General features: G+C 43.5%; 20 protein-coding genes. 14 read left to right on the top strand and 6 right to left on the bottom strand.

Annotated features, from left to right (window positions below; genetic code table 11):
* Nucleotides 1-241: 241 nt before the first annotated feature.
* From MKY82_RS16785 to MKY82_RS16760, 6 genes are all read left to right on the top strand, one after another.
* A complete protein-coding gene (locus tag MKY82_RS16785; RefSeq protein WP_339293887.1) occupies nucleotides 242-652 on the top strand; it encodes a hypothetical protein in 411 nt (136 codons plus the stop codon).
* A 313-nt stretch (nucleotides 653-965) separates the two neighbouring features.
* Nucleotides 966-1541 (top strand): dihydrofolate reductase family protein, encoded by a 576-nt coding sequence (locus MKY82_RS16780; protein ID WP_113059855.1) that lies wholly within the window; start codon nucleotides 966-968, stop codon nucleotides 1539-1541.
* Nucleotides 1542-1783: 242 nt separating this feature from the next.
* A complete protein-coding gene (locus MKY82_RS16775) occupies nucleotides 1784-2326 on the top strand; it encodes a dihydrofolate reductase family protein (protein WP_339293886.1) in 543 nt (180 codons plus the stop codon).
* A gap of 747 nt (nucleotides 2327-3073) precedes the next feature.
* The gene (locus MKY82_RS16770) at nucleotides 3074-3733 is read left to right on the top strand and encodes a hypothetical protein (protein WP_339293885.1); all 660 of its coding nucleotides are present in this window, start codon (nucleotides 3074-3076) and stop codon (nucleotides 3731-3733) included.
* Between the two features lie 434 nt (nucleotides 3734-4167).
* The gene (locus MKY82_RS16765; RefSeq protein WP_339293884.1) at nucleotides 4168-4548 is read left to right on the top strand and encodes a hypothetical protein; all 381 of its coding nucleotides are present in this window, start codon (nucleotides 4168-4170) and stop codon (nucleotides 4546-4548) included.
* Between the two features lie 570 nt (nucleotides 4549-5118).
* Entirely contained in the window at nucleotides 5119-5898 is a 780-nt protein-coding gene (locus MKY82_RS16760; RefSeq protein ID WP_194544797.1) for a phytoene/squalene synthase family protein, read from the top strand.
* A 235-nt stretch (nucleotides 5899-6133) separates the two neighbouring features.
* Here the strand turns inward: MKY82_RS16760 and MKY82_RS16755 are convergent, their stop codons facing one another.
* Nucleotides 6134-6988: an AraC family transcriptional regulator gene (locus MKY82_RS16755; RefSeq protein WP_339293883.1), complete on the bottom strand. Its 855-nt coding sequence runs from the start codon at nucleotides 6986-6988 to the stop codon at nucleotides 6134-6136.
* Between the two features lie 105 nt (nucleotides 6989-7093).
* Here MKY82_RS16755 and gap point away from each other — a divergent pair, with 105 nt between their 5' ends.
* Entirely contained in the window at nucleotides 7094-8095 is a 1002-nt protein-coding gene (gene gap / locus MKY82_RS16750) for a type I glyceraldehyde-3-phosphate dehydrogenase (protein WP_339296680.1), read from the top strand.
* Nucleotides 8096-8315: 220 nt separating this feature from the next.
* Complete coding sequence (locus MKY82_RS16745; RefSeq protein ID WP_194542786.1) at nucleotides 8316-8495, top strand: hypothetical protein; 180 nt, start codon at nucleotides 8316-8318, stop codon at nucleotides 8493-8495.
* A gap of 441 nt (nucleotides 8496-8936) precedes the next feature.
* Here MKY82_RS16745 and MKY82_RS16740 read toward each other — a convergent pair whose 3' ends face one another.
* Nucleotides 8937-10550, bottom strand: coding sequence for a tetronasin resistance protein (locus tag MKY82_RS16740; RefSeq protein ID WP_339293882.1), 1614 nt, complete (start codon nucleotides 10548-10550; stop codon nucleotides 8937-8939).
* Nucleotides 10551-10573: 23 nt separating this feature from the next.
* Complete coding sequence (locus tag MKY82_RS16735) at nucleotides 10574-11455, bottom strand: ABC transporter ATP-binding protein (RefSeq protein WP_339293881.1); 882 nt, start codon at nucleotides 11453-11455, stop codon at nucleotides 10574-10576.
* A 318-nt stretch (nucleotides 11456-11773) separates the two neighbouring features.
* Between MKY82_RS16735 and MKY82_RS16730 the strand changes: the two genes are divergently transcribed.
* Both MKY82_RS16730 and MKY82_RS16725 read left to right on the top strand, forming a co-directional pair.
* Nucleotides 11774-12370 carry a TetR/AcrR family transcriptional regulator gene (locus MKY82_RS16730; protein ID WP_194542783.1) on the top strand — a complete coding sequence of 199 codons (597 nt, stop codon included), beginning with the start codon at nucleotides 11774-11776 and terminating at the stop codon, nucleotides 12368-12370.
* A 476-nt stretch (nucleotides 12371-12846) separates the two neighbouring features.
* Nucleotides 12847-13983, top strand: a complete 1137-nt coding sequence (locus MKY82_RS16725; RefSeq protein ID WP_339293880.1) for a choline esterase — start codon at nucleotides 12847-12849, stop codon at nucleotides 13981-13983.
* A gap of 497 nt (nucleotides 13984-14480) precedes the next feature.
* Here MKY82_RS16725 and MKY82_RS16720 read toward each other — a convergent pair whose 3' ends face one another.
* Nucleotides 14481-15350 (bottom strand): AraC family transcriptional regulator, encoded by an 870-nt coding sequence (locus tag MKY82_RS16720; RefSeq protein ID WP_194542781.1) that lies wholly within the window; start codon nucleotides 15348-15350, stop codon nucleotides 14481-14483.
* A 158-nt stretch (nucleotides 15351-15508) separates the two neighbouring features.
* On the opposite strand from MKY82_RS16720, the gene MKY82_RS16715 reads away from it, so the two are divergent.
* Nucleotides 15509-16669 (top strand): Gfo/Idh/MocA family oxidoreductase, encoded by a 1161-nt coding sequence (locus MKY82_RS16715; protein ID WP_339293879.1) that lies wholly within the window; start codon nucleotides 15509-15511, stop codon nucleotides 16667-16669.
* Between the two features lie 217 nt (nucleotides 16670-16886).
* Here the strand turns inward: MKY82_RS16715 and MKY82_RS16710 are convergent, their stop codons facing one another.
* Entirely contained in the window at nucleotides 16887-17438 is a 552-nt protein-coding gene (locus tag MKY82_RS16710; RefSeq protein WP_194544795.1) for a TetR/AcrR family transcriptional regulator, read from the bottom strand.
* 163 nt (nucleotides 17439-17601) lie between these two features.
* Between MKY82_RS16710 and MKY82_RS16705 the strand changes: the two genes are divergently transcribed.
* Nucleotides 17602-18528 carry a 2-dehydropantoate 2-reductase N-terminal domain-containing protein gene (locus MKY82_RS16705; RefSeq protein WP_339293878.1) on the top strand — a complete coding sequence of 309 codons (927 nt, stop codon included), beginning with the start codon at nucleotides 17602-17604 and terminating at the stop codon, nucleotides 18526-18528.
* A 644-nt stretch (nucleotides 18529-19172) separates the two neighbouring features.
* Here the strand turns inward: MKY82_RS16705 and MKY82_RS16700 are convergent.
* Nucleotides 19173-20438, bottom strand: coding sequence for an IS110 family transposase (locus tag MKY82_RS16700; RefSeq protein ID WP_063477462.1), 1266 nt, complete (start codon nucleotides 20436-20438; stop codon nucleotides 19173-19175).
* Between the two features lie 426 nt (nucleotides 20439-20864).
* Here MKY82_RS16700 and MKY82_RS16695 point away from each other — a divergent pair, with 426 nt between their 5' ends.
* On the top strand, nucleotides 20865-21731 hold the full coding sequence (locus tag MKY82_RS16695) for a sugar ABC transporter permease (protein ID WP_339293877.1): 867 nt from the start codon (nucleotides 20865-20867) through the stop codon (nucleotides 21729-21731).
* A 17-nt stretch (nucleotides 21732-21748) separates the two neighbouring features.
* Nucleotides 21749-22627: a carbohydrate ABC transporter permease gene (locus MKY82_RS16690; RefSeq protein ID WP_339293876.1), complete on the top strand. Its 879-nt coding sequence runs from the start codon at nucleotides 21749-21751 to the stop codon at nucleotides 22625-22627.
* Nucleotides 22628-22635: the final 8 nt, after the last annotated feature.

Raw genomic sequence — 22635 nt, 5'->3', positions numbered from 1 at the left:
TCTGTTGCAGTCGGTTAAAAATGAAGTAGGGGCGATCAATGTTACGTTGTCAGTGTGGAAAGTCGCACCCCCTCAAACGACAATTTCTTTAAGGCATTATTATAGGTCAACCAGTGTTTACTGGTTGACCTATTTACTGTTCGTTTCACGATGGCAGAGGTATTTATACAATAAATTGCTAAATAATATAATAAATCGAATTTTTTATTGTATAATCACAGCAAAAAAGAGGGAGGCACCAATGTATAAAAATCCAAATGTTTTCAAGTTTGCTGCGATGTTTATCCTGGTGGTGTTTATAATGATTTCGACAGGATGTATAGACAAGAACACTAAAATAACGCTAAAAGGAGAAAGCATTCACTGGAAAGGCGAGTTAAACTCAAGTATAACAGGTCAAGACGAATCAGGAATGTATACCTTGTTTTATAAAGATGAAGACTGGGATGATGTTCAAGTATATAAGATCGACATTAATGATGGTAAAGTAATATTAGAAGAAACAGGGCTTACAACCAGAACAATAGAAATTCCATTGAATCGAACAAAGAGTTCTGTGACTAGTAATGAACCACAAACAGTTAATATTATTTGGAACGATTCAAGAGGAAATGAGTACGAAGAAAATATACTTTTGAAACCAATTGGCTAGCATTATACATAATAAAGGGCAATTCCGAAAAGATTTACCAGATTCACCTACACATAGGTTGTATTAGACAGTGAAATATTAATTTATAGTCAGCTAGATTCCCTCTTGGAATTCTATCATAAGTAACAGTAAAATAAGCAAATACACCTCGACTCGAAGTATTCCCCTGTTCTTTATAAGTTGGAAAAACATTAATAGAAATCCCTCTGCATTAATGACATCGTGATTAGCAATCCGTAAGAAACAACCCATGTAGAAATGTCCTATAATGTAGTTAATGTAGATATCTCTTATGAACAAAGGAGTACTAAAGATGAGAAAACTCGTTCTATTTTTGCACGCATCGCTTGACGGCTTTGTAGAAGGGCCTAACGGTGAAATGGACATTGGCTGGGTTTCCTACGATGCTGATTTGGAGAAACACGCAAAAGAAATTCTGAGTACTGCCGACACTGTCATTTGGGGCCGTGGGACTTATCAGATGATGCACAGTTACTGGCCATCTGTGCCTTCGAACCCATCAGCTTCGCAGCATGAACGGAATCATGCCGAGTGGATCGAAAAGACAGCCAAAATCGTTTTTTCCACGACGCTGGAGAAAGTCGAATGGAACAATTCCAGACTGGTGAAAGAAGATGTCGAGGAAGAGATCAAGAACCTCAAACAGCAGCCAGGCGCGGATATGGTCATCCTCGGTAGTCCTAGATTCGCACACTACCTTATGCAGCTTGATTTAATAGATGAGTATAAAATTACGGTTTCTCCCGTCCTAATCGGCAGCGGGTTGCCGTTATTCCAAGGTCTCAAGGAGAAGATCAATCTAAAACTTATCGAAAACAAGACATTTGATTCTGGAGCCATAGGCCTCGTTTACCAGACGGTTAGATGACCTTTCATTTAGATGTCGTGTCCCCTTAGCACAATCTACTTTTGGAGACAAAAACATTGAAGGCAGCCGACCTCAAATCGGCTGCTTTTTTCGTTGTATTCTGTCGGGTTGTGCACATTAGCAATCCATGAGAAACCGGGCATGCAGTTAGATGATAAAATGTAGACCTAGAGGAGGCTGCATATGAAACGTATAATTCTGATGATGAATGTGCGAGAAAACCAGGAAGGAGAGTCAGTCGCATGGCAAAGATTGTTTTTGCGTTAAACCAGTCTCTGGACGGGTTCGTCGACCATATGGCATTTCAGCCCGACCCCGTACTATTCCGTCATTTCATCGAAGACGTGCGCGGTCTAACGGGTTGCCTGTACGGGCGCCGCATGTACGAGACCATGCGGTATTGGGACGGGGACGGAGACGGAGACCATTTTGAATGGGATGAGCCGGAACGGGAATACGCAGCTGCGTGGCAAAGCAAACCAAAGTGGGTGGTGTCGAGGACGTTAAAGTCCGTCGGTCCGAACGCTTCTCTGATCGAGGGCGACCTCTCGGCGGCCATACGTGGGCTGAAGGCTCAGCATGAAGGGGAGATTGAAGTTGCCGGGCCAGAGTTGGCGCACAGTCTAACGGAGCTCGGTCTCGTTGATGAGTATCGACTCTATCTCCATCCAGTCGTGCTGGGTGACGGCAAGCCGTTATTCGTCGGTCCACGGCCGCCACTGCGACTCGTGGCAAGCGATCGAATTGGCGAGCAGGTGATCAGGTTGACCTACGTTCCAGCCTAGTTTTGCGGTTGACCCAGCGACCTAAAGGGGCGATAGTTCAATAAAACAGTGGCAATCAATGACTTTATTTTTTCATTCTTGCCGCTGTTTGGGTTACTGTCTGTTAGTCTAGAACTTATTTTTTAAATGCTGACGACTTTCCAACTCTATAACGGCGTCATATCAACAACGAAAAATCTTGCAACTCATACCTCAGGATTACCGATATTGGCAACAATTCACATTTTGTCTAACAACAGATACAATACTTATTCAAATTTTACTGGGGATGATTTATCTGCCTTTTTATCTTATGCTGACTACACGGATAGCATTGATTCGTTTATATATAACGAGCCCATTAAAGATGGGTGAGACAGCCGTTATCCTTGATTCAGTACAGAAAAGCAGATTATTGAACGGACACACTTCTACTGGGAAAAGAGTCCCTCTTTGGGATCATTAAGTGCAGTAATGTTGTCAGGTACCGGCACGGCGATAGGCGGAATAACGTTTACAGGCTCATTAATCTTCCGTAATATAATAACTATGACGGAAGTTGTCACTATCATAATCTATAATAATTTTAGATTCTCGTTCATCTTACTACCCATAACTAAAATAATGGATTGAATGGGAAAAAGGGATTTATTACCGTGTTATTTCGAAAAAGGTAATATGGGATTAGAAGCATAAATTTTCTGAGATCCAAAAGGAACCTTAATCGAGTTGTATAATGAAATTCCAATGGAGTAGGGGGTGTATTGAATGAGTACTATAAATTATGAAGAATTTGTCCAATTAGTAGAAAAATATAAGATTCTTCCGTTCGCAGCATTTATACCAGATTATCCATCGCTGACAACTGCAGCAGAAAATAACGATTGGCATTCAGGAACCGGTTCGGATCCGTGGTTGTGGCGCATTCGGATTGTCCAAGACGGTGTTGCTGCATATGGAAAGTTTTTTAGTGATAAGGCCTGTTTCATTCAAACCGATTTTTTTCCCACAGTCAGGTCCATCCTGTCATCCGGCAAAACCATTGAGGTACGATATAATGACGGTCAGATATCAAGAACTGCGTATCATATCTATAATGTCTTGTGCGAGCATGGAAATATCGATTCGCGGAATTTGCGGAAATTGATCGGTTTGGATAAAAAAGAGAACAAAAAAGAATACGAAAAGTCACTGGTTGAACTACAGAATTATGGTGATGTCGTCATCACTGGAGCAGCAAAACAAAATGAAGATGATTCAGGCTGGAACAGTATGTGCTACCAACCTTCGGAATTATGGTTGAGCTCGATTCAGGCAAGAAGTGACGATGTGCTCGTCGATGATGCGAGGATTCGGTTGAAATCGGAATTGTCCGAAATTTGCTCTGAGAAATCTTTTAGATTCTTTGCAAAGAGACTAGCTCTCTGAACATGCTCCCCATGAGAGTTCTTCCGTGTGGAGGTTTACGTATCTACTGTAAGTAGAGAACAAATATATATTCTTTTTTCACCACCTCGCAATCACACGTCCAATCGAGCTTGTACGACAATAAGGACACGTCGATGCAAAACGTGTCCTCTTCTAAAATGTCGGGCGACAAGAACATGGACGCTTTGAAAGTCGCCATTAGCGGCTTTTTTTGTTTTATCAGTACAAGTTCTTTGTTCCGAGTCAAGGACAAGATCTTGGTCCGATAGCCGATTAGACAGAAATCTAATTAATTTTCATCAGCAACTCTGGGTCCATGGAAGTATCACTTATTCATTTAGAGTCGTAACAGAGAAAAAATGGGAGCGCAACTTTGTATCAGTTATAAGCGTAATTATCATTTGACACCAGTAGAAAGAGGGGATAGGAACAAAATGAATAAGGATTTATCAGGGCTAGTATTAGTTTTGGTAATGATGATTAGCTTGCCAGGAAAAGCATATATGGAGCAGGCTCCCCTGGATGTAAGCTTTCAGGACGAGCAGTTGGAGCAAGCAATAAAGCAGATTTTAAAAAAGGATGAAAATGCGGCCGTTACACAGAAAGATATGCAATCATTAACCTTGGTTGATCTTTCAAATCGAGGAATTAAAAGCATTCAAGGCTTGCAATATGCTTCCAATGTGAAATATCTTGACTTGTCCAATTCAGCCCTTGAGCAGATTAACCAAGCTAAAGAATTTAGAACTAGCGAGCAATCGATTCTCGGACCTGAGTCCACTAAAGCCGCTTTCCAAAAGTTTAATGAGCCTTGATATCGGAAACAATCGAATCTCGAATCTTCGTGCGCTTGAAGGGATGACGCTAATGAGGGCTCTTTCCGCGGAAAAGAGCAGCTGGACATGTTTATTCTTGCTCGTGAGGCGAGAATATGGTGGTCATTATACGATATAAGCTATTTGTATTGGAAGTCTAATCCTAAAACGATAGACACCAAGACTAGAGAAACCTTGCGCTCGCTTGCAACGGAGCTCTATCCAAGATCATTTTTCAGGACATAAATAAGTGGAATGCGTGGAATGAGTTCATGAGGAACCTATCGGAAGTAGACCTCATTGCCGAAAAGCTCTGTAAGTGAAGAAATCCCTGACGTTCATCTTTGTATAATCGGAGAAGAAGATGATTTTGTACTGGCATCCCCCTTTAGATGCCCAATCTTTATGTGGATTCATAAGGGTGTTTTTTCAACACATCCGTTACTGTGGGATACTTTTTGGTTAAAATGCGGTAGAGTATGTTATTATCGCAGTAAAGCAATACGTCATTTAAAGCTGAGATACTATTTGGAGGGAGCACTCATTAATAACATCGCAATGAAAGAAGCAATGTCCATGTTAAAGAAAACGAGCCGCACTTTTTTTATACCAATAAGTTATTTGGATTCAGGATTAAGGGAAGCTGTTGCATCAGGCTATTTATGTATGCGGGCCATAGATGAAATCGAGGACCACAATGAACTCGCTGACGAACTGAAGGTGGAACTACTTCTTGAGATTTATGAAACATTTAAAACTCAGGATGTTATGGAAACCCAATTCATACTATCTCCTCATCGGACGGTATTACCGGCAGTTACGATGCAAATAGGTAAATGGGCGCTTCTATGTCCGTCTTCCAGTGCCGATATCGTATATCGGTACATCTCAAAGATGGCGTTACATATGGCTGAATGGGTTCAAAACGGGTGGAGCATTCATACAGAAGAGGATCTGGACCGATATACCTATAGCGTGGCAGGTATGGTTGGAGAGATGTTATCGGAGCTTTGGTATTGGTATGACGGAACTCGATCAGATCTAACGAAAGCGATTGCTTTCGGACGAGGTCTACAAGCGGTAAATATCCTCCGTAATAGAGAAGAGGATCTTAAACGTGGCGTTGACTTCTTTCCTGATGGTTGGGGATATAAGGAGATGCAACAGTACACACACCGCAATCTACAGATTGCCGACTCTTATATCGCAGAGCTGAAGGATGGCCCAGCATTAAAGTTTTGCAAGATTCCATTAGCGTTAGCCCATGCTACAGTCAACCTCATCGCTTCAGGTGGAAATAAATTAACGAGGGATGCGGTTCTGAAAATTGTGAATCGTGTGACTGGATAAATTTAATTGTCCATATTTATTACTGTTCATCGTATGTCGGGCGATACGATCATGGTCCCATTGAAAGTCGCTAATTTAGCGGCTTTTTTGTTTTATCGGTACAAGTTCAGCGATGTCCGGGCAATATTACCGCATTTGGGAGCCTTACCTGATCCTGGCACTCATTTATTTTTTCTCACCTACAGCTTCAGCAAGCAGCTGAATTATGCGCCCAAGCCAGTCAAAGTTTCCTTCATTATTGGGCAGCAGAGAACTTTCGGGAGATTTCCCGATATGCTGTTGGTGACATGCCTTTTTTAGCCGTAAATTGTTTAATGAAGTAAGTGTCATACTCAAATCCGGTAGCACGTGCAATTTCATTTAAGGTCATGTCTGTATGGGTCAGAAGATTCCCCGCAACCTTCAAGCGGTGCGAGAGTAAGTAACCCATTGCGGTGCACCCGCATCTTTCCTGAAACATCTTATTGAGAGAAACGCGGTTCAAGTACGCGCATTTTGTTAAATCTTCCAGGATGATTTTGTCCGGATAATTTGTGTGTATATATTCCAGAACTAAATCCACAGGTGACTGTTCGCTGTGACGGTTTAAATCTTCAATCACTCCCATGATTTGTATAAAATATTTTTTTATTCTACATGCCCAGAGTGCATCGCTTTGCGCATACACTTCTGTGCCAAGCACAAAAAACCACTCGAATAATTGTGGATATGCCTTCTCGGTTATGCGAGGTATCCCCGTTCGTTCAGGAGACTTACGAAACAGCGAAAGACCTGTTTCTATTTTCAAATCGGTCGGAAAATAAGTTTGTGTTTCAGAATGGGGGGTCGAGTTAAGAAAATCCGGATGAAAACTAAATGATGATGCAGAAGCGTTGTGCTTATCAAAAACTTGTATCGTATCCTCTTCAGACAAACAAAGAATAGCGGGTGCTGAAATGGTGATCGGGCGTTCGTTCAATATCCCTTTTATACTTCCATTCGTAACAAAAACAAGCGTAAACCGCTCCGGGTAGGGGAAATGTGCAAAATCTTCGGCAGCTACAAATTCGATATCTACCGTTCTGTTTTTATGGCGATCAATTTGTGGCATGGTTCTCACCTGACAAATAGTATAGTTAAATGCTTCACATATAACAGTGTATCACAAAAATTCAAGGGATATAATTTGGATATTGACAGAAAGGTGGTTATGATGATGGCAATTAACATCGCAATTAACGGTTTTGGCAGAATTGGCAGACTTGCATTTCGGCAGCTTTTTGATACAGAAGGATATAGAGTTGCAGCCATCAATGATCTTACAAGTCCGCAGATGCTTGCGCACTTGCTGAAGCATGACACCACGCAAGGGCGTTATGATGCCAAGATTGGTTATAACGAAAACAGCTTGAACGTGAACGGTGTGGATATTCCGATTTATGCCGAAAAAGACCCAGGAAAGCTCCCGTGGAAAGAACTGCAAATTGACGTTGTTCTGGAATGCACTGGCTTCTTCGCATCGAAAAAAGCGTCAGCAGCACATATTGAAGCAGGTGCCAAAAAGGTGCTGATCTCCACCACAGCCGGGAAGGATGTTCCCACTATTGTTTTCGGTATCAATGAACATACGTTGGCTAAGAACGATACCATTGTTTCGGCAGCTTCCTGTACGACGAACTGCCTCGCGCCAATGGCGTATTTCTTGAACGAGCTTGCACCACTCAAAAAGGGCTTTATGACCACCATACACGCTTACACAAACGACCAGAACACCTTGGATGGTCCCCATCCCAAGATCGACCTGCGGCGGGCGCGTTCTGCGGCGGGCAACATCATCCCGACCTCGACCGGAGCAGCAAAAGCAATCGGGCTAGTGATCCCGTCCTTGGATGGCAAGCTGGATGGAACATCGCAAAGAGTGCCGGTCATGGCGGGCTCACTGACAGAATTAACCGCAGTGGTAGGCGGCTCCGTGACAGTAGAGCAGGTCAACAAGAAGATGGAACAGTCCCAGTCAAAAGAATATGGGTATACAGATGAACAGCTTGTTTCGTCTGATATTATCGGCATGACTTACGGCAGTTTGTTTGACGCCACACAGACAAAGGTAACAGAGCTAGGAACAGATACATTAGTGAAAATTGCTGCGTGGTATGATAACGAGAACTCCTTTACCAGCCAGTTAATACGCACCGCAAAATACCTAGCAAAATTATAAGGTTTTACGGGAAAAGAGGCTGTCCGCAAATTGTTCGCATGACTTGGGAACATAACATAACATCGAAAACATAGAAATATTTCAACAAATAAAGAATGGGAGAGAGCTTGCCATTCTTTATTTTTATATTTGCCTTTCATCCAAAGGTTACATGACTAATCCATGATAAAATATTAGGAGACTATACTCGGTAAAAGTTTTATTAGGAGTTGAGAACAGCATGAATTACTACAAAGGAGCAGTACCTGGATCAGATAACTTCATTTATTTTAAAAGCGAAGTCAAATTGAAGGAAAGTGATGTTGTTGTTTTAGATGATAAGAAGTACTTCATTGAGAGTATCGATAACGGGTTGTTGATTCTTCAGAGGGTTGGATCAATTATATCAGTGAGTGTGTAAATAGGCATACAGCTATGAACTATGCAATGGAGTACAGAAATCTTGGCTCTATCGAACCTACTGATTAAATTAGAAATAAATCAGTGTTCAGTTTTATTATTTGAGATGATCAATAGGTGTTTATGCCATTCGTGAGTTAGCCGTGAATGAAATCAAGGGCTTGCCAAGAGACCACAATTATCAATTGCTTCGAATTCCGCTAAATCATAACTTCACATATTATCACAAAAAGAGTGGTAAGTTGGTTGGGATGAATGCGGTTGATCATGAGCATTTTCATATCAAAGATGGGAGAGACATGCATTAGTTCGTTTTGATTAGACTCCGACCGGTGTTGTGGCCATCTATAAAATGCAGAAAAACGGGCCGGAATTATACCTTTCAGCCCGTTTTTTGCTCATCATTTCAAAGTATAATGTAAATCACGAATCTATTTTCCTGCTAAGCTCCTTCCACCATATCCCGTCTGCGATATCCCAAATAGCCCATAATCATCAAAGCAACACTGATCACTGAGATCGTCATAAAGGTTGCTGCATCAAACGAATCTACCGGCATCCGCGGAATCCAACTTTGAACGGCTGTTTTCGAGAACCATTCCGGCAAATCGAGAATGCCGCCGAAATAGTTTAATGCAAAAGAATAGCCAAGATACGCATATACGGCTTTGCCTAGTCTTGGTGCCCAACCTAAAGCCAAAGCGGCAAGTGCAATAAAGAACAACACGGAAGGCAGGAAGTTATAGCCAGCGGCCAAAAAATCCCTCATATTCATGGACGAGCCGTCACCCAGGGCAGAAATGGCCGTCCCGCCAAGTCCGCTTGAAGCTAGCAAAATGCCAACGATTCCAGCAACAATCGCCAAAATGACACTCGTCCAATAGAGCTGAGCTCGAGTCACTTTTGTTGCATAAAGCTGGCTTAAATGCTGTCGCGCTTCTTCCGAGAAAAGTTTGTTCACGATCGCAATCGGCAAAATGGAAACCAATCCAATCATGACCATCATAATGGTCCCAGTGAAGGCTTCTTCGATGGAAACGCCGGATATCGTAAACATTTGACTCATGATTTCATTGCTTTCAAGGAACGTCTGCATATCTCCATAAATCGAACCATAGGCTGCTCCCATGACGACGAAAGCAATCAACCAACTGATCATTACGCCTTTGTTCAGCTTTGTAAACAGGCCGGGTACGGACAGCAATGATTTTTTTGCCGACTCCCGGCCATCTCTTTCTGGTAAATAACCGGCACCCATATCTCGACCGCCTTCAAGGACAAAAGCGATGATCACGACAATAACGCTGAAGACTATAGCCAAAATCAGGGGGACCCCATTGTTTTCTGTAAATGGATAAGTCAGATAAGTCCAACCCATCGGATTGATCATGGAAAAATCAACATTCGACACATCCGTTCCGGCTCGGATAATATAGAGCAAGCCTACAATTCCGAGCGATGAACCGGTTGCACCGGATGAAGTCGGCATAATTTGCGCCATAACTAAGGCAATTACGGCTCCCAAGATCCCGGCCATTCCAATGGATGCGCCAAACAAAAAGGATCCTTCGGCCGAAATCGTATCTACGCCAAAGCTAGTCATCATTCCGCCAATAACGAGCGCTAATAGAATATTGATCATGACGACTTCGGCAATCACCGCAAACGAATTGGCTTGACGGCCTACTTGAAAGGAGCGTACGAGTTCAGTAAGCCCAAGATCTTCTTCTTTGCGAGTATGGCTTACCACATGCAAAGCAGCGATAATCATCGCAAACAAACCGCAGAATAACAACATTTCGTGCGCATACATTGCACCCAAAGTATAATCCGCTGCGTTCTCAATCGGTGTAGGACCAACCATGGAAATCATAGCAGGATTTTGCAAGGTTTCATACATTCCCTGCAACCCTTGGCCCTTGCCCATTTCTTCAAAAGCCGGAACAAATCCGGCTGAAAACAAGCCTAAACCTAAAACCCAGATGATGATTTTTTTCCAATCACGTTTCAGGTATTGGACGAATAGTACTCGCGAACGCGCAAATTTTTCTTGCATTATAATCTCCTCCGTTTCCGCTCTTAGACTTCATAATGACGCATGAATAAGTCTTCTAGCGTAGGCGGCACGGACTCAAACTTCTTGACCCCCAATTTTGCCGCTTCGGACAAAATCTCATTGATAAATTCGTTATCCGCAAAAAATGTCGCTTGATTGCCGGATTGCTTGAAATCATGAACACCGTTAACCGATGCCATTATAGCCACATTGCCTTGCGTTACTATAGTTACTGTAGAACGCGTTAAATGACGCAGCTCATCCAATGTTCCGGTTTCAACCACTTTGCCTTGGCGAATGATAACTACTTTATCGGCCAGTCGTTCCACTTCGCTTAAAATATGAGAGGACAGCAAGATGGCTTTTCCCGCAAGCTTGATTTTTTCGACCTCATCCTGGAAGACGGCTTCCATTAACGGATCAAGGCCGGAAGTCGGTTCGTCGAAAATATACAAATCGGAGTCAACGGATAAAGCCGCGATCAAGCCGACTTTTTGCCGATTTCCTTTGGAATAGCCCTTGGCTTTCTTCTTAGGATCCAATTCAAACCGTTTAATCAAATAGTCGCGCTTATTGGGATCTCCGCCGCCATGCAATTTCATAAATAAATCAATGATTTCACCGCCTGTTAAGCTGCCCCAAAGAGCCACGTCCCCCGGTACATAAGAAATTCGTTTATGAATCTCAAGGCTATCTTTCCATACATCCTTGCCGAAGATTTTTGCATCTCCGGCATCCCGATGGATGATTCCGAGCAAAATGCGAATCGTTGTGGATTTCCCCGCGCCATTCGGTCCGATAAAGCCGACTACTTCCCCGGCATTTACCGCAAATGACACGTCATGCAGCGCTTTGAATTTCCCGAATCTTTTTTGTAAGCCTTGCACTTCTACAATGTTTGTCATAGCACTAAAACTCCTTCTAGACCAGTTTTAGTAACGTGCTTTCCAGTTTAAAGCAAAGCTGATAAATAGCGAACTAATAATCGATATTAAGTTCGTAAGTTCTAACTATTTACTTTGTTTTAAACCAAAGTTCATTTACAATTTCAGTTATACACCCGATTATCCGCATAGTCAACGCAAAAATATATAAGTTTAGAACTAATATATGTTTGATAATTCATAATTATCGCTATATAATAAATAGGAAGGGGAAATACGAACTAAATCCTTCTTAAAATATTTTTTTTATCATAATAAGTTAGAAAGCAGGAATAAGGAATGAACGGCTTTGAAAAGAGGACGCAAGAGAAGAAGAATCAAGTTCTAGAAGCAACTTTTAAATTGATTAATACCGAAATCGGCATCGAAAATGTAACAGTCGATGAGATTGCTAGACATGCCAATGTCGGTAAAACGACGATTTTTAAGTATTTTGGGAGCAAAGAAAACCTGGTCCATGAGGTTTTTAAGTATTTTTTAACTCAAATGGGGGAAACCGCCCGAGAAATCATGGCCGAAAATAAACCTTTCGAAGAAACGATCATTGCTATGAGTCAGAACAAAATCAATTATCTAGAAAAAATCAACAAACAATTTTATTTGGATTTAATGGATTATTTTACAAAGAAAGATGATGATGGGTTATCTCTGATGATGCAGCAATACGTCAAGGAAAGCTACAGTCTTATGTTGGATTTGTTTCACCGCGGGCGTAAAGAAGGCAAGGTTGATCTGAAATATTCGGATGAATTTCTTCTGATTTATTTCCAGGCCCTGGTTGAAGGGATCTCCAGCCCGCATATCTACCCAAAGATTCTCCCATATACCGCACAATGGACGGAATTGCTGATAAAAGGTATTGCGCCAAGCAAATAAAGCACATATTCCAGTTTTTCCTTACTGGCTTATCTGGTAACGTTAATGGCATTATGACCGAGCCACTGAATGAGTTGGAAATCAAACTCACTGAAACACTTTTATACATTCCTGAGAACATTTTGCTTAAAATATATCTGAATGTGCTAAAGGGCGAGTCATTCCCCTTAATCAAGGACATTTTACGCCGAATGAGGGTTGAAGGATATCTCCGACCTGATATTGACGACGACCTGATTTTTTTTATGTTTGAGTCAATGCAGTTTAATTTAGTCCTGTTTTTTTTAGGGAATTCGATATTAAAGACTCTAAGCTGCAACATAAGATTAGCAAGTACTTTGCTACTTTATGGGTCATGGGCTGCTTGAAGATCATAAACATTCTGAAATTGTAGCGATCTCAAGAAAGCCAAGGAGTAGATATGATTTACTGTATTTCACACTCGCCACTTTTATTAATTAAGGGGGAAGAAGAAAATGAAAACTTTTGAAGCATTTCCAGAACCAATCGGCAGCTATACTGTCGGTCGAACCCAGATGGATTTTGAGTATACGGCATCAGATCACTCAAAAAGAGAACTGACGGCGTTTGTGTACTATCCGTCCGACAGTAGCGAAGGTAAGACTACATCAACGTACATGTTTCCTGAAGTTTACGAAATGCTTGATGAGCAGCCACTTCTCACTGCGTTGAAGGATGCTTACTCCATAGATATCAAGACCCAGTGTTACGACGACCTTGCTCTCTCCGGGAAGGAAAAGCGCTATCCGGTGTTATTCTATGTTTGCGGCGGGGGCGGTTCTCCAGAATGGGGTACCGTGATCAGTACAGACTTGGCAAGTTTGGGATATGTCGTGGTAAGCATCGGCCATCAGAATAGCACGATGTATAAGCGTAAGGATGGGCGCCTGTTTAATGTATCAAAGGGTTTTTCGGATGTCATTATGGCGTTTTCTGAAGATCCGGAGATGGTGGCGTTGGCTGGTAAGATGGAGATGCGGCCTGACGATGAAACTGCCATCGAGATGTGCCACAAGGTGCTTACACTGCCGGTACTTGCCAAGATAACAGAGTATAGTGAATTACAGGCAGAGGATGTAAGGTATGTAGCCGATTATCTTTACAAAATGGACTCTGGAGAGCTGAATTCCATCTTCAAGGGCAGATTGTTGCTTGACATCGGCATGGGCATAGTCGGACATTCTTATGGAGGGCCTACGACGGCGATTGTTTGTCGGGACGACGACCGGTTTGCCTGCGGGATTGGCCTGGATAGCGCTGCGTTCGGCCTTCAGGGCAGCGACCTTAATAAACCCTTCTTGCTGCTTTATTGTGAACCTAACTATAACATGAATGCGATAATTGGCGCTAACAATAGCATGCAAACCTATTATTTCTCTGTTGATCGTGTTGCGCATTTAGATTACTGCGACATCGTGTTTACCAGTGTTAATGAGGAACTCAGAGGCGAACGTGATGCTATGGAGATGCGAAATCTTGTTACAGACTATACGAAGAACTTTTTTGATCAATACATACTGCAGAAGGCTGCAAGTGTAGAAAGTCTGGCATACGATGGCGTGGACTTGGTCAAGAAGACCAGCAACAAGTGACATAACCGAGAGGTTGCTGATAAACGCATGTCAAAGAGCTAGCGGTACAGATACAGAGCCGATAACCCTATTACGCGGTTATCGGCTCTCTCATTTTTCAGGCATTGTTTTCTATTTGAGATGATAAGCGGTGTTTTCCCATAATCAGCTGCTTTTTGTGCAACTAGCAGGAAGGGTTACACAATAGAATAATAGAATTTTTTATATGGGATTTTATGTTACAATCACTTATTTACTATGGAGAGGAGAGTTACAGCAATGAAGCGCACAAGAACTTGTACCGATTGCGGAAAGGGACACGAACTTAATCCGTTTACCGATGAATACATATCTAATTAAAATTCTGCAGCTATTTCATTAAGCTAACGGGCAGGAAAGAGGAGATAAACATAATAAGGACATATGTAGTCAATTGTCTTTCTCAGCTCGGGTGCTGGGCAGGTTGGATTTAGGTCTTGGAATGCCCAGGAGTTCTTCGTTTAATGGAACCTCATGATTTAAGTAGTCGTCCATTTCTTTCGATATTGATGCGGTGTGATTCCCATTTGTGACTTAAAAAATTTGCAAAAATAAGAGCTATTCGTTAATCCGATCTCCTCCGCAATAAGTGAGATCGGTTTTTTTGTGGTCGCTAAGAGTTGTATGGATTGATGAATCCTTCGGGCTGCTATGTATTCCGTGATGCTGATCCCTGTCGCTTCTTTAAAGAGATGTGACAAATGGTAGGGAGATAGATGCAGCGACTTCGCCATATCGTCCAATCGGAAAGGAATCGTATAATTCGCTTCAATCCAGGTTAAGATGTGCTCCACCCGATGATTTTTACGGGTTTGGTAAGTTGAACTCCTTGCTTTCCGCTTATCCCAGATTGGTTTCAAGGAGCGAAAAAGTGCGACAAGAAACAGCGAAATTTCTTCATATTTTTCCGAGTCGGACAGCGTCGGGAATCGATCGTTCATGCTCTTGTACGCAACGTCCAGGTAAGGGTCCTCGACTTCATAAAGGCAGGGGAAAGGGAGATTGCCCAAATATATAAAATTGTAAAATTCGTGGAGTGCGGGCCATTGTTTAAAATATGCCTCGTACACGGTCGGTTCAAAAATCGCAATGGATCGTTCGAAACACTGATGATCGTCGTATTCAAGCTTTAGGTGGTGGAGTTGACAGGGCTGAAATATACAAATCATCCCCGGCTTAATCTCATAGCTGCTGTTATTTACGATCATAGTTCCTCTTCCTTGATGAATGAACAACACTTCAAGGCCAAGATGGGAATGAAAGGTCTCTTTATGCTCGTAATTTTCGCTTTTACGTCTATAGGCAAAGTACAAGGGAGAGATACTGTAGTTGCTTGCAACAAACGACAATTTGCTTGCCTCCTTCTTCCTCGTCTTCGTACTTGCATTGAATATACCATACAAACCGCAATTTAGCGTTATTTTTCCCCCATAGCAAAACACATTTACAAGGCTGCACCGGATACAATTTTATTATGAGAAGTAAAGTTAGGAGGCGAAAATTACGTATGTTAAAGGTAGCGATTATAGGTTCGGGGGCAATTTCGTCCAGTCATATCGAAGCATACTTGCAGTTCAAGGACCGCTGTAAAATTGTTGCTTTATGCGAGCTCTACCCCGAGAAGGCGGAAGCGAGGCGGAAGCAGTACGGACTGGACGCTAAAATCGTACACGATTATAAGGAGCTGCTTCAAGACAGTATCGATCTCGTTTCCGTCTGTATACCTCCGTATGTTCATGCGCAGGTTACGATCGATTTCCTGAACGCAGGAAGCCATGTCGTTGTAGAAAAGCCTATGGCAGCGTCACTTAAAGAATGTGACGATATGATCGAAGCGGCACAGAATAGCGGTAAGTTGTTGTCCGTGATCGCCCAGAATCGATTCAGAAACCCGATTATGAAGCTGAAGCAAGTGTTGGATAGCGGCATGGCGGGCAACATTCTGCATGCCCAAGTGGATTCTTTCTGGTGGCGGGGCCATTGTTATTACGACTTATGGTGGCGCGGTACTTGGGAGAAAGAGGGGGGAGGCCCCACGCTTAATCATGCCGTTCATCATATTGATGGTTTGCTGTGGATGCTTGGTCGTCCTAGCCACGTACAAGCTTACATGGGTAACGTCGCGCATGACAATGCCGAGGTTGAGGATTTATCCATCGCGATGATGAAATATCCGAATGGAGCCTTGGGGCAACTTACCAGCTCGGTCATCCATCACGGCGAAGAGCAGCAATACGTGTTCCAAGGACAGTTTGCACGAATTTCTGCACCATGGCGGGTAACGGCTTCCACTTCCTTGCCGAACGGCTTCCCTGAACGCGATTTGGAACTGGAAGAAAAAATCCAGAAATACTATGACGAATTGCCGGATTTGCCGTATGAAGGCCATGCCGGTCAGATCGACAATGTGCTGAGCGCGATCGAGCATGGAAAGCCATTACTCATCGACGGAGAAAGCGGCCGCAGCACATTAGAGATGATCATGGGCATATACAAATCGGCAAGCATGGGTGAGAATGTCCAACTCCCACTGCGCAAGGACGATCCCTTCTATACGCAAGAGGGTGCTCAACAGAACGTTCCCTATTTTTATCAGAAGGGCAAGAGCGTTGAAAATTTTACGGATGTGAAAATCACGACAGGAAGCAATTACGGCGAAAAAAAATGATCATTGTGGAGGCTAATGCGGGCGGAGGGAAACAGAAAGGGAGCTTACAATGGCATATCGTTCCATTGGAAGTCGCTAATTTGGCGGCTTCTTTTGTGTTTTAGCGACTATTTTGTTTTATCGGTACAAGTTCTTGTCCCGAGTCAAGGACAAGAACTTGATTGCCGAAAAGGACAAGAAACTTTTATGCAGGTATCACACTTCAAATTTAATTCGTTTACCATAGCTGCAGCCTTGCTTCCAAAATTCTAGCCATCTGTTCAACCATCTCTTCTGGCGTATATGGCATAGATTGGACGACCCACCACTCAATCAACCCCGTAATGGAAACGGATAAGAATTGCGCCAATACATCTTTGTGGATACCGGTTTCTAGCTTCATTTGGTTTACCACCAAGGTGATATTCGCTTCAATCATCTGTGTCATACGGTGTCTGAACGTCGGAATACCTTTATTGGTAATCAAAACGCCATAGATTTCTGCATGCTCTTTCAGATACGTGAACGCACGAATCAGCAGGTCCCGGGACAGTTCATTGGTTGGCCCATCCTCCGGCACACAACTGTCAGCAAGCATCATCAGATACGTTTCCACGCTCTGTTCCAGCAGGTCATATTTGTCTGTAAAATGCAAATAGATCGTTCCGCGATTGACATTGGCCCGATCCGCAATACCTTGAATGGTGATCCTCTCAAATTCCTGTTCTCCCAACAGCCCAATGAACGCTTGCATAATCATTTGTCTTGATCTCACGATGCGCCGATCCATGGTTTTCCCCTCTTTCCTGAACACATCCAGCATTCGTTGTTCATTTCTCAACAGAAACGAAAGCAATTAGCCATTGCACCTGCATCCGTTCCAATGATATCTTGATTGTAATCCACAGATGTTATATATTCAACAACTGTTAATTATATAAGGAGGGATAATATTGAATATACTTGTGTACGGTGCAGGTGTGCAGGGAAGCTATCTGGCACATGTCCTAGTAGCGGGCGGTCATGACGTGACTGTGTTGGCAAGAGGAAAGCGAGCGGAGGAACTGGAAAAGGAGGGACTGGTCATTCGGCATTACCTTCAGCGCAAGACAACTGTTGATCGGGTTCGTGTAATTCGTAGACTAGAGTCAGGTGACGCGTATGACTTGATCTTCGTCATGATGAAATATTCGGATTTCGGGGCTGTGCTACCGATCCTCGCAGACAACGTTAGCCGTCATATCGTATTGGTCGGCAACAATATGAATACCTACGCCATGCAGGACTATTTGAGTAAACATGGACAGTCGCCTAAACAGGTCGCTTTTGGATTCCAAGCTACCGCAGGTACACGTACCGACGGACGAGTCATATGCATTCGTGGCGGCCATGGGGAGATGGTCATCGGGGGTCTGGACGGGCCCGTACCGTTTCGCTCCCTGCTGGAGCAGGCATTCATGCCAACCAAGTACAAGCTCAGTTACCATGATCAGATCGATGCCTGGCTAAAAAACCACATGGTGCTGGTCGTGCCTATGAACATGGTCATTCTGTTCCACAGCTTCCAGATGAAACAGGTTGTCCGTGATGATAGGCGAATGCGTCAGTTAGTGGCGGCGATGGGAGAGGGCTTCCGTGTACTTGAATCAATGGGGTACCCGTTAACCCCTGCGAAGCAGGCGTCTTGGATTACCGGCTATCCAAACTTAATCCGCTGGGCGTTGAAGATTTTCTTCATGCTTCCGGTTAGCGGGTTGATTGATGGGACAGCAGTTGAGCTCGCAGCCTTGAATGAGGACTTTGCCGAATGGAGGGCAAGGTCGGATGTGCCTACGCCAAACTGGAATGCGTTAGAGACAGATTGGCTTATTCAATCATAGTCACTGCTGCAAGCCGTGTGATATATCGTGAAGAGTGATGTCGGGAAGTGTTAAAGCACTTACAGGGCCGTACTTACGGCCTGTCTTTCCGGTAGAGAGTAAGAAGAACATTGTACTATTGCCGAAAAGGACAAGAACATCTTCCCAATGAAAGTCGCTGTTTAAGCGGCTTTTTCGTTTTATCTGTACAAGTCCTTGTCCCGAGTCGACGGACAAGAACATGAGCCGATTACCGATTAGATAGATATCTAACTAAGTTTCCATGCAATTTATTAAGCTCCCTCGAAGTGATTCAATTTCCTCACTCAAACTCATGAATTCGCAGGATTTCACCCTGAGCTAAACATGAAAGAAGAGAATCCAGGGGAGTCGGTGGCTGGGGACAGTAGAAAGGGCATGCGGGAACAAGGGTGTTGTGTCCAATACCCACTTTGTTCCATATCATGCACGTCTCCACTTTGCCCTAGTGATTCTCACTCCCATGTCTCAACGGGTCTTAGCCCTTTCATTCCTTCGTCACATCTAACTAAGGGGTGGAGGTCGGTCTTTCTAACGGAACGGGTCCGAGCCCTTTTGTTTAATATCTCCCGATACCTCGTGCTTCTTGTCATCCTGCGAATGCATGAGCTGGTGAGAAAAACTGCTTAAGCTGCTTGCGGAAACACTTTAGTCGAGTCGTAAGCTTCACTGCTTTTGGCCAGACCAACAAGCATACGGGCGACTTTACCGCACAATTTCATTATAGATTTCATTTTCTTGAGTTTTTTCACATCGACATTATGGTGGTGCAGGGCTCTAATATCCGGATTGGTCATGACCATGCACATCGTCATGAGATAGAGAAAACGTCGGAGACGAGGGCGGCCGCGTTTGCTAAGCGCCATTTTACCACGCCACTTTCCGGAACTGGCTTCAGTTAAATTGAGGCCGGCATGTCGTAATAAAGCATTTCCATGTACATAGCCGCTCAGATCTCCAGCTTCTCCTAGAATGCCAGCCAAGCTCGTTGCATTCAAACCCTGAATATCGAGCAGTTTCTGTGCATAGGGGATACGCCTCAAGATGAGATGAAGTTCATGCTCAATTTGTTCAAGTTGGCGCTGAGCCAAGTCATATTCCTCTAGTAGTTGACTCAGATGAAGCTTGTAGGCTTGGAGTGCCTGCGTGGCGCCAATGCTGCATTTTGCTAGTTCAATGAGCTGTTCCGCTCGTTTAACTCCAGCATGACGCTTTACATATTGTTTCCAACCGGTAAGAACCTCTTCTGTGGTTAATCTACTAATTTCCTCCGGTAAGGGAAAGAGTCTGAGCGTAGCAATAGAGCTGGTACAGGTAAGGGTTTTAAAGACCTGGCGCAGCTCAGGGAACACGATATCAACCCATCGATGAATTTGGTTAACAGCACTGTTGAGCCGTTTTGTAACCGTGTCTCGGTTAGCCATGAGAATTCGCAGTTCTTCGTAGGCTTCTGGATGAAAACGAACAGGGGAGTAGTACCCGTTTTTGACCATGTCTGCAATGACAAGAGCATCTTTGCGGTCACTTTTAGATGGCGAGTTGTCACGGTTCTCCTTATTCTTTTTAACGAGATGGGGATTAACGAGAACGGCTTCAATGCGCTGAGAAGAGAGCCAGCGCGCAAGATTCAGCCAGTAATGACCTGTAGGTTCCATGCCTATAATGACTTTGTTAAGCTTGTAGGTTTGGAGTAGATCCTGGATCCAGCGTCCAAATAGCTTGAAACCCTCAAGATGGTTACCGAATTCCAGCGGTGCACCTAAAGCAATCCCGCGAAAGCTGACGGCCCGGGCAACATGAGTATCTTGAGCAATGTCTACTCCGACGACCAGATGATGAGCGGTAATGTTTTCAATGAGTTGATTTTGCTTATCTTGTGCTTTAAACTTCATAGTAGAGCGACCTCCTGGATGGGCTTTTTGAGGCAATGACCTCGTGTGTAACCCCATCGTACCGAGGCGCTCGTTTTTGTTCAATCTCCAAAATATTCGTATTACAGGAATTCTAACGGGAAATGATAGCTCAAGAAAATTAACAAAGCAGCTGACCAACGTGATCGGCTGTTTTTTTCAACTAACGGGCTTGATAATCAACAGTACTTTGAAGTACACGAAAAAAGCACCTGATACTTTCAGGTGCTTTTTGTTGTACCACTTTTTGTTTGTAACGATATCGCCTAGTCACTTCAATATTTTAGGTATTTTTAATATTTCCCCACTTTTTTCTTAAGCAATCTCATCTATTCTAAATGCATTGGGAAGCGTAACAGGCCAGGATGGAGGTTTAAACTTTACTGAGAAAGGAAGGATCAGTCAATCATGAAAAAATGGCTCCGTCAGGATGCTTCGGCGGCCATGTTTTTTCTCGTGCCAAGCGGTATCGGATTTACACTCTTTTATCTTATCCCGTTTGCCATGGGTATGTATTATTCCTTTATGAGCCAATCGGTGGGCGGCGAATTTGTGGGATTCGATAATTACCTGGAACTGCTTGAAAGTAGTTCCTTCCGCAAGGCGGTATCCAACACGTCTTACTTCAGTGCGGTCAGTGTTCCGCTTATGGTCATGCTGTCACTCGGGTTAGCGATGCTGCTGAATAAAAATACATATATTCAAAAATGGCTACGTACAGCTTATGTTATGCCGCTTGTTGTGCCCGTCGCTTCCATCATCATGATCTGGCAGCTGCTGTTTGATTGGAACGGCTCCCTGAATGCCTGGCTGAACAGCTTCGGATATGAACGGGTGGACTGGATGAAGACGGAATCGGCACGTTGGGTCGTAATCATTGTGTACCTATGGAAGAACATCGGTTACAACGTCATTTTATTCCTGGCGGGACTACAGCAAATTCCGAAGGATTACTACGAAACGGCCCGGATTGAGGGGGCTGGTCGTTTACGGCAATTCCGAAGTATTACTCTGGTCTATCTGACTTCCACAATGTTTTTTGTTGTGATCATGTCCATTATCAATTCATTCAAAGTGTTTCGTGAGACGTATCTGATCGCAGGTGATTACCCCCATGACAGTATTTATATGATGCAGCATTATATGAACAATATGTTCGTGTCACTCGACATTCAGAAGCTGACTGCGGCGGCAACCCTGATGTTTCTCTGTATTTTACTGATTGTACTAGTGCTGTTTGCGATTGAGCGCCGGCATCGGCAGTACATGGAATAGGAGGTGGAGCGAAGTCTGTGCGAGTAGCCTACATATTGAAAAAAAGTGCTTTAACGTTTGTCATGGGTGTTATCGCCATGATCTTAATATCTCCTATTGTGATTACATTCACAAATTCATTGATGACAGAACTGGAGATCCAGATCAATTACGGTCTCATCGGTCAAATGAAAGAAATGATTCCTGGTAGAGATGGTTCTTTTGCAAATCTGAAACTGATTCCGGACAAGGTGTCTTTTGCACAGTATGGGAAGGTTTTCATTGACAACCCGAAGTATCTGACGATGTTCTGGAACTCCGTGTTCTTGGTGATGCCGATTATTGTGGGTCAGACACTCGTCGCAGCACTGGCTGCTTATGCATTCTCCAAGCTGAAATTCCGCGGCAGGGATACGATGTTTTTGGTCTATGTCATGACGATGCTCATGCCATTCCAAGTCACGCTGGTACCCAATTATATTATGGTCGATAAGCTTGGCATGCTGAATAGTACGGGCGCCATCATTGTTCCTGGCATTTTCGCAGCTTTTGGCGTATTTATGCTCAGACAGTTCATGCTGGACATTCCCTATGCCTACATTGAAGCTGCCAAAATAGACGGTGCCGGACATTTGCGGATTTTTATAACGATGATTGTTCCGATGATCATGCCGGGATTGGCCGCACTTGTGATCTTGCTGTTCGTTGATTATTGGAACATGGTGGAGCAGCCGCTTATTTTTTTGGACGACCCGTTCAAGCAGCCGCTGTCCGTCTTTTTATCCAGGATTAATGATAGCGACCGGGGGATTGCCTTTGCAGCATCCATGCTCTATATGGCCCCGATGGTAATGTTATTTCTGTATGCGGAGTCGTATTTCATAGAGGGCATTCAATTGTCAGGTGTTAAGGGTTAGCTTATTAG

It is taken from the genome of Paenibacillus sp. FSL W7-1279, assembly GCF_037969845.1.
GTDB lineage: Bacteria > Bacillota > Bacilli > Paenibacillales > Paenibacillaceae > Paenibacillus_AQ.
This window is presented reverse-complemented; position numbering and strand designations above follow the sequence as displayed.

Excerpts from the sequence above, each read along its gene's own strand:
- MKY82_RS16785 (WP_339293887.1), top strand. The coding sequence starts at position 242 with ATGTATAAAAATCCAAATGTTTTCAAGTTTGCTGCGATGTTTATCCTG.
- MKY82_RS16780 (WP_113059855.1), top strand. The coding sequence starts at position 966 with ATGAGAAAACTCGTTCTATTTTTGCACGCATCGCTTGACGGCTTTGTA.
- MKY82_RS16775 (WP_339293886.1), top strand. The coding sequence starts at position 1,784 with ATGGCAAAGATTGTTTTTGCGTTAAACCAGTCTCTGGACGGGTTCGTC.
- MKY82_RS16770 (WP_339293885.1), top strand. The coding sequence starts at position 3,074 with ATGAGTACTATAAATTATGAAGAATTTGTCCAATTAGTAGAAAAATAT.
- MKY82_RS16765 (WP_339293884.1), top strand. The coding sequence starts at position 4,168 with ATGAATAAGGATTTATCAGGGCTAGTATTAGTTTTGGTAATGATGATT.
- MKY82_RS16760 (WP_194544797.1), top strand. The coding sequence starts at position 5,119 with ATGTCCATGTTAAAGAAAACGAGCCGCACTTTTTTTATACCAATAAGT.
- MKY82_RS16755 (WP_339293883.1), bottom strand. The coding sequence starts at position 6,988 with ATGCCACAAATTGATCGCCATAAAAACAGAACGGTAGATATCGAATTT.
- gap (WP_339296680.1), top strand. The coding sequence starts at position 7,094 with ATGGCAATTAACATCGCAATTAACGGTTTTGGCAGAATTGGCAGACTT.
- MKY82_RS16745 (WP_194542786.1), top strand. The coding sequence starts at position 8,316 with ATGAATTACTACAAAGGAGCAGTACCTGGATCAGATAACTTCATTTAT.
- MKY82_RS16740 (WP_339293882.1), bottom strand. The coding sequence starts at position 10,550 with ATGCAAGAAAAATTTGCGCGTTCGCGAGTACTATTCGTCCAATACCTG.
- MKY82_RS16735 (WP_339293881.1), bottom strand. The coding sequence starts at position 11,455 with ATGACAAACATTGTAGAAGTGCAAGGCTTACAAAAAAGATTCGGGAAA.
- MKY82_RS16730 (WP_194542783.1), top strand. The coding sequence starts at position 11,774 with ATGAACGGCTTTGAAAAGAGGACGCAAGAGAAGAAGAATCAAGTTCTA.
- MKY82_RS16725 (WP_339293880.1), top strand. The coding sequence starts at position 12,847 with ATGAAAACTTTTGAAGCATTTCCAGAACCAATCGGCAGCTATACTGTC.
- MKY82_RS16715 (WP_339293879.1), top strand. The coding sequence starts at position 15,509 with ATGTTAAAGGTAGCGATTATAGGTTCGGGGGCAATTTCGTCCAGTCAT.
- MKY82_RS16710 (WP_194544795.1), bottom strand. The coding sequence starts at position 17,438 with ATGGATCGGCGCATCGTGAGATCAAGACAAATGATTATGCAAGCGTTC.
- MKY82_RS16700 (WP_063477462.1), bottom strand. The coding sequence starts at position 20,438 with ATGAAGTTTAAAGCACAAGATAAGCAAAATCAACTCATTGAAAACATT.
- MKY82_RS16695 (WP_339293877.1), top strand. The coding sequence starts at position 20,865 with ATGAAAAAATGGCTCCGTCAGGATGCTTCGGCGGCCATGTTTTTTCTC.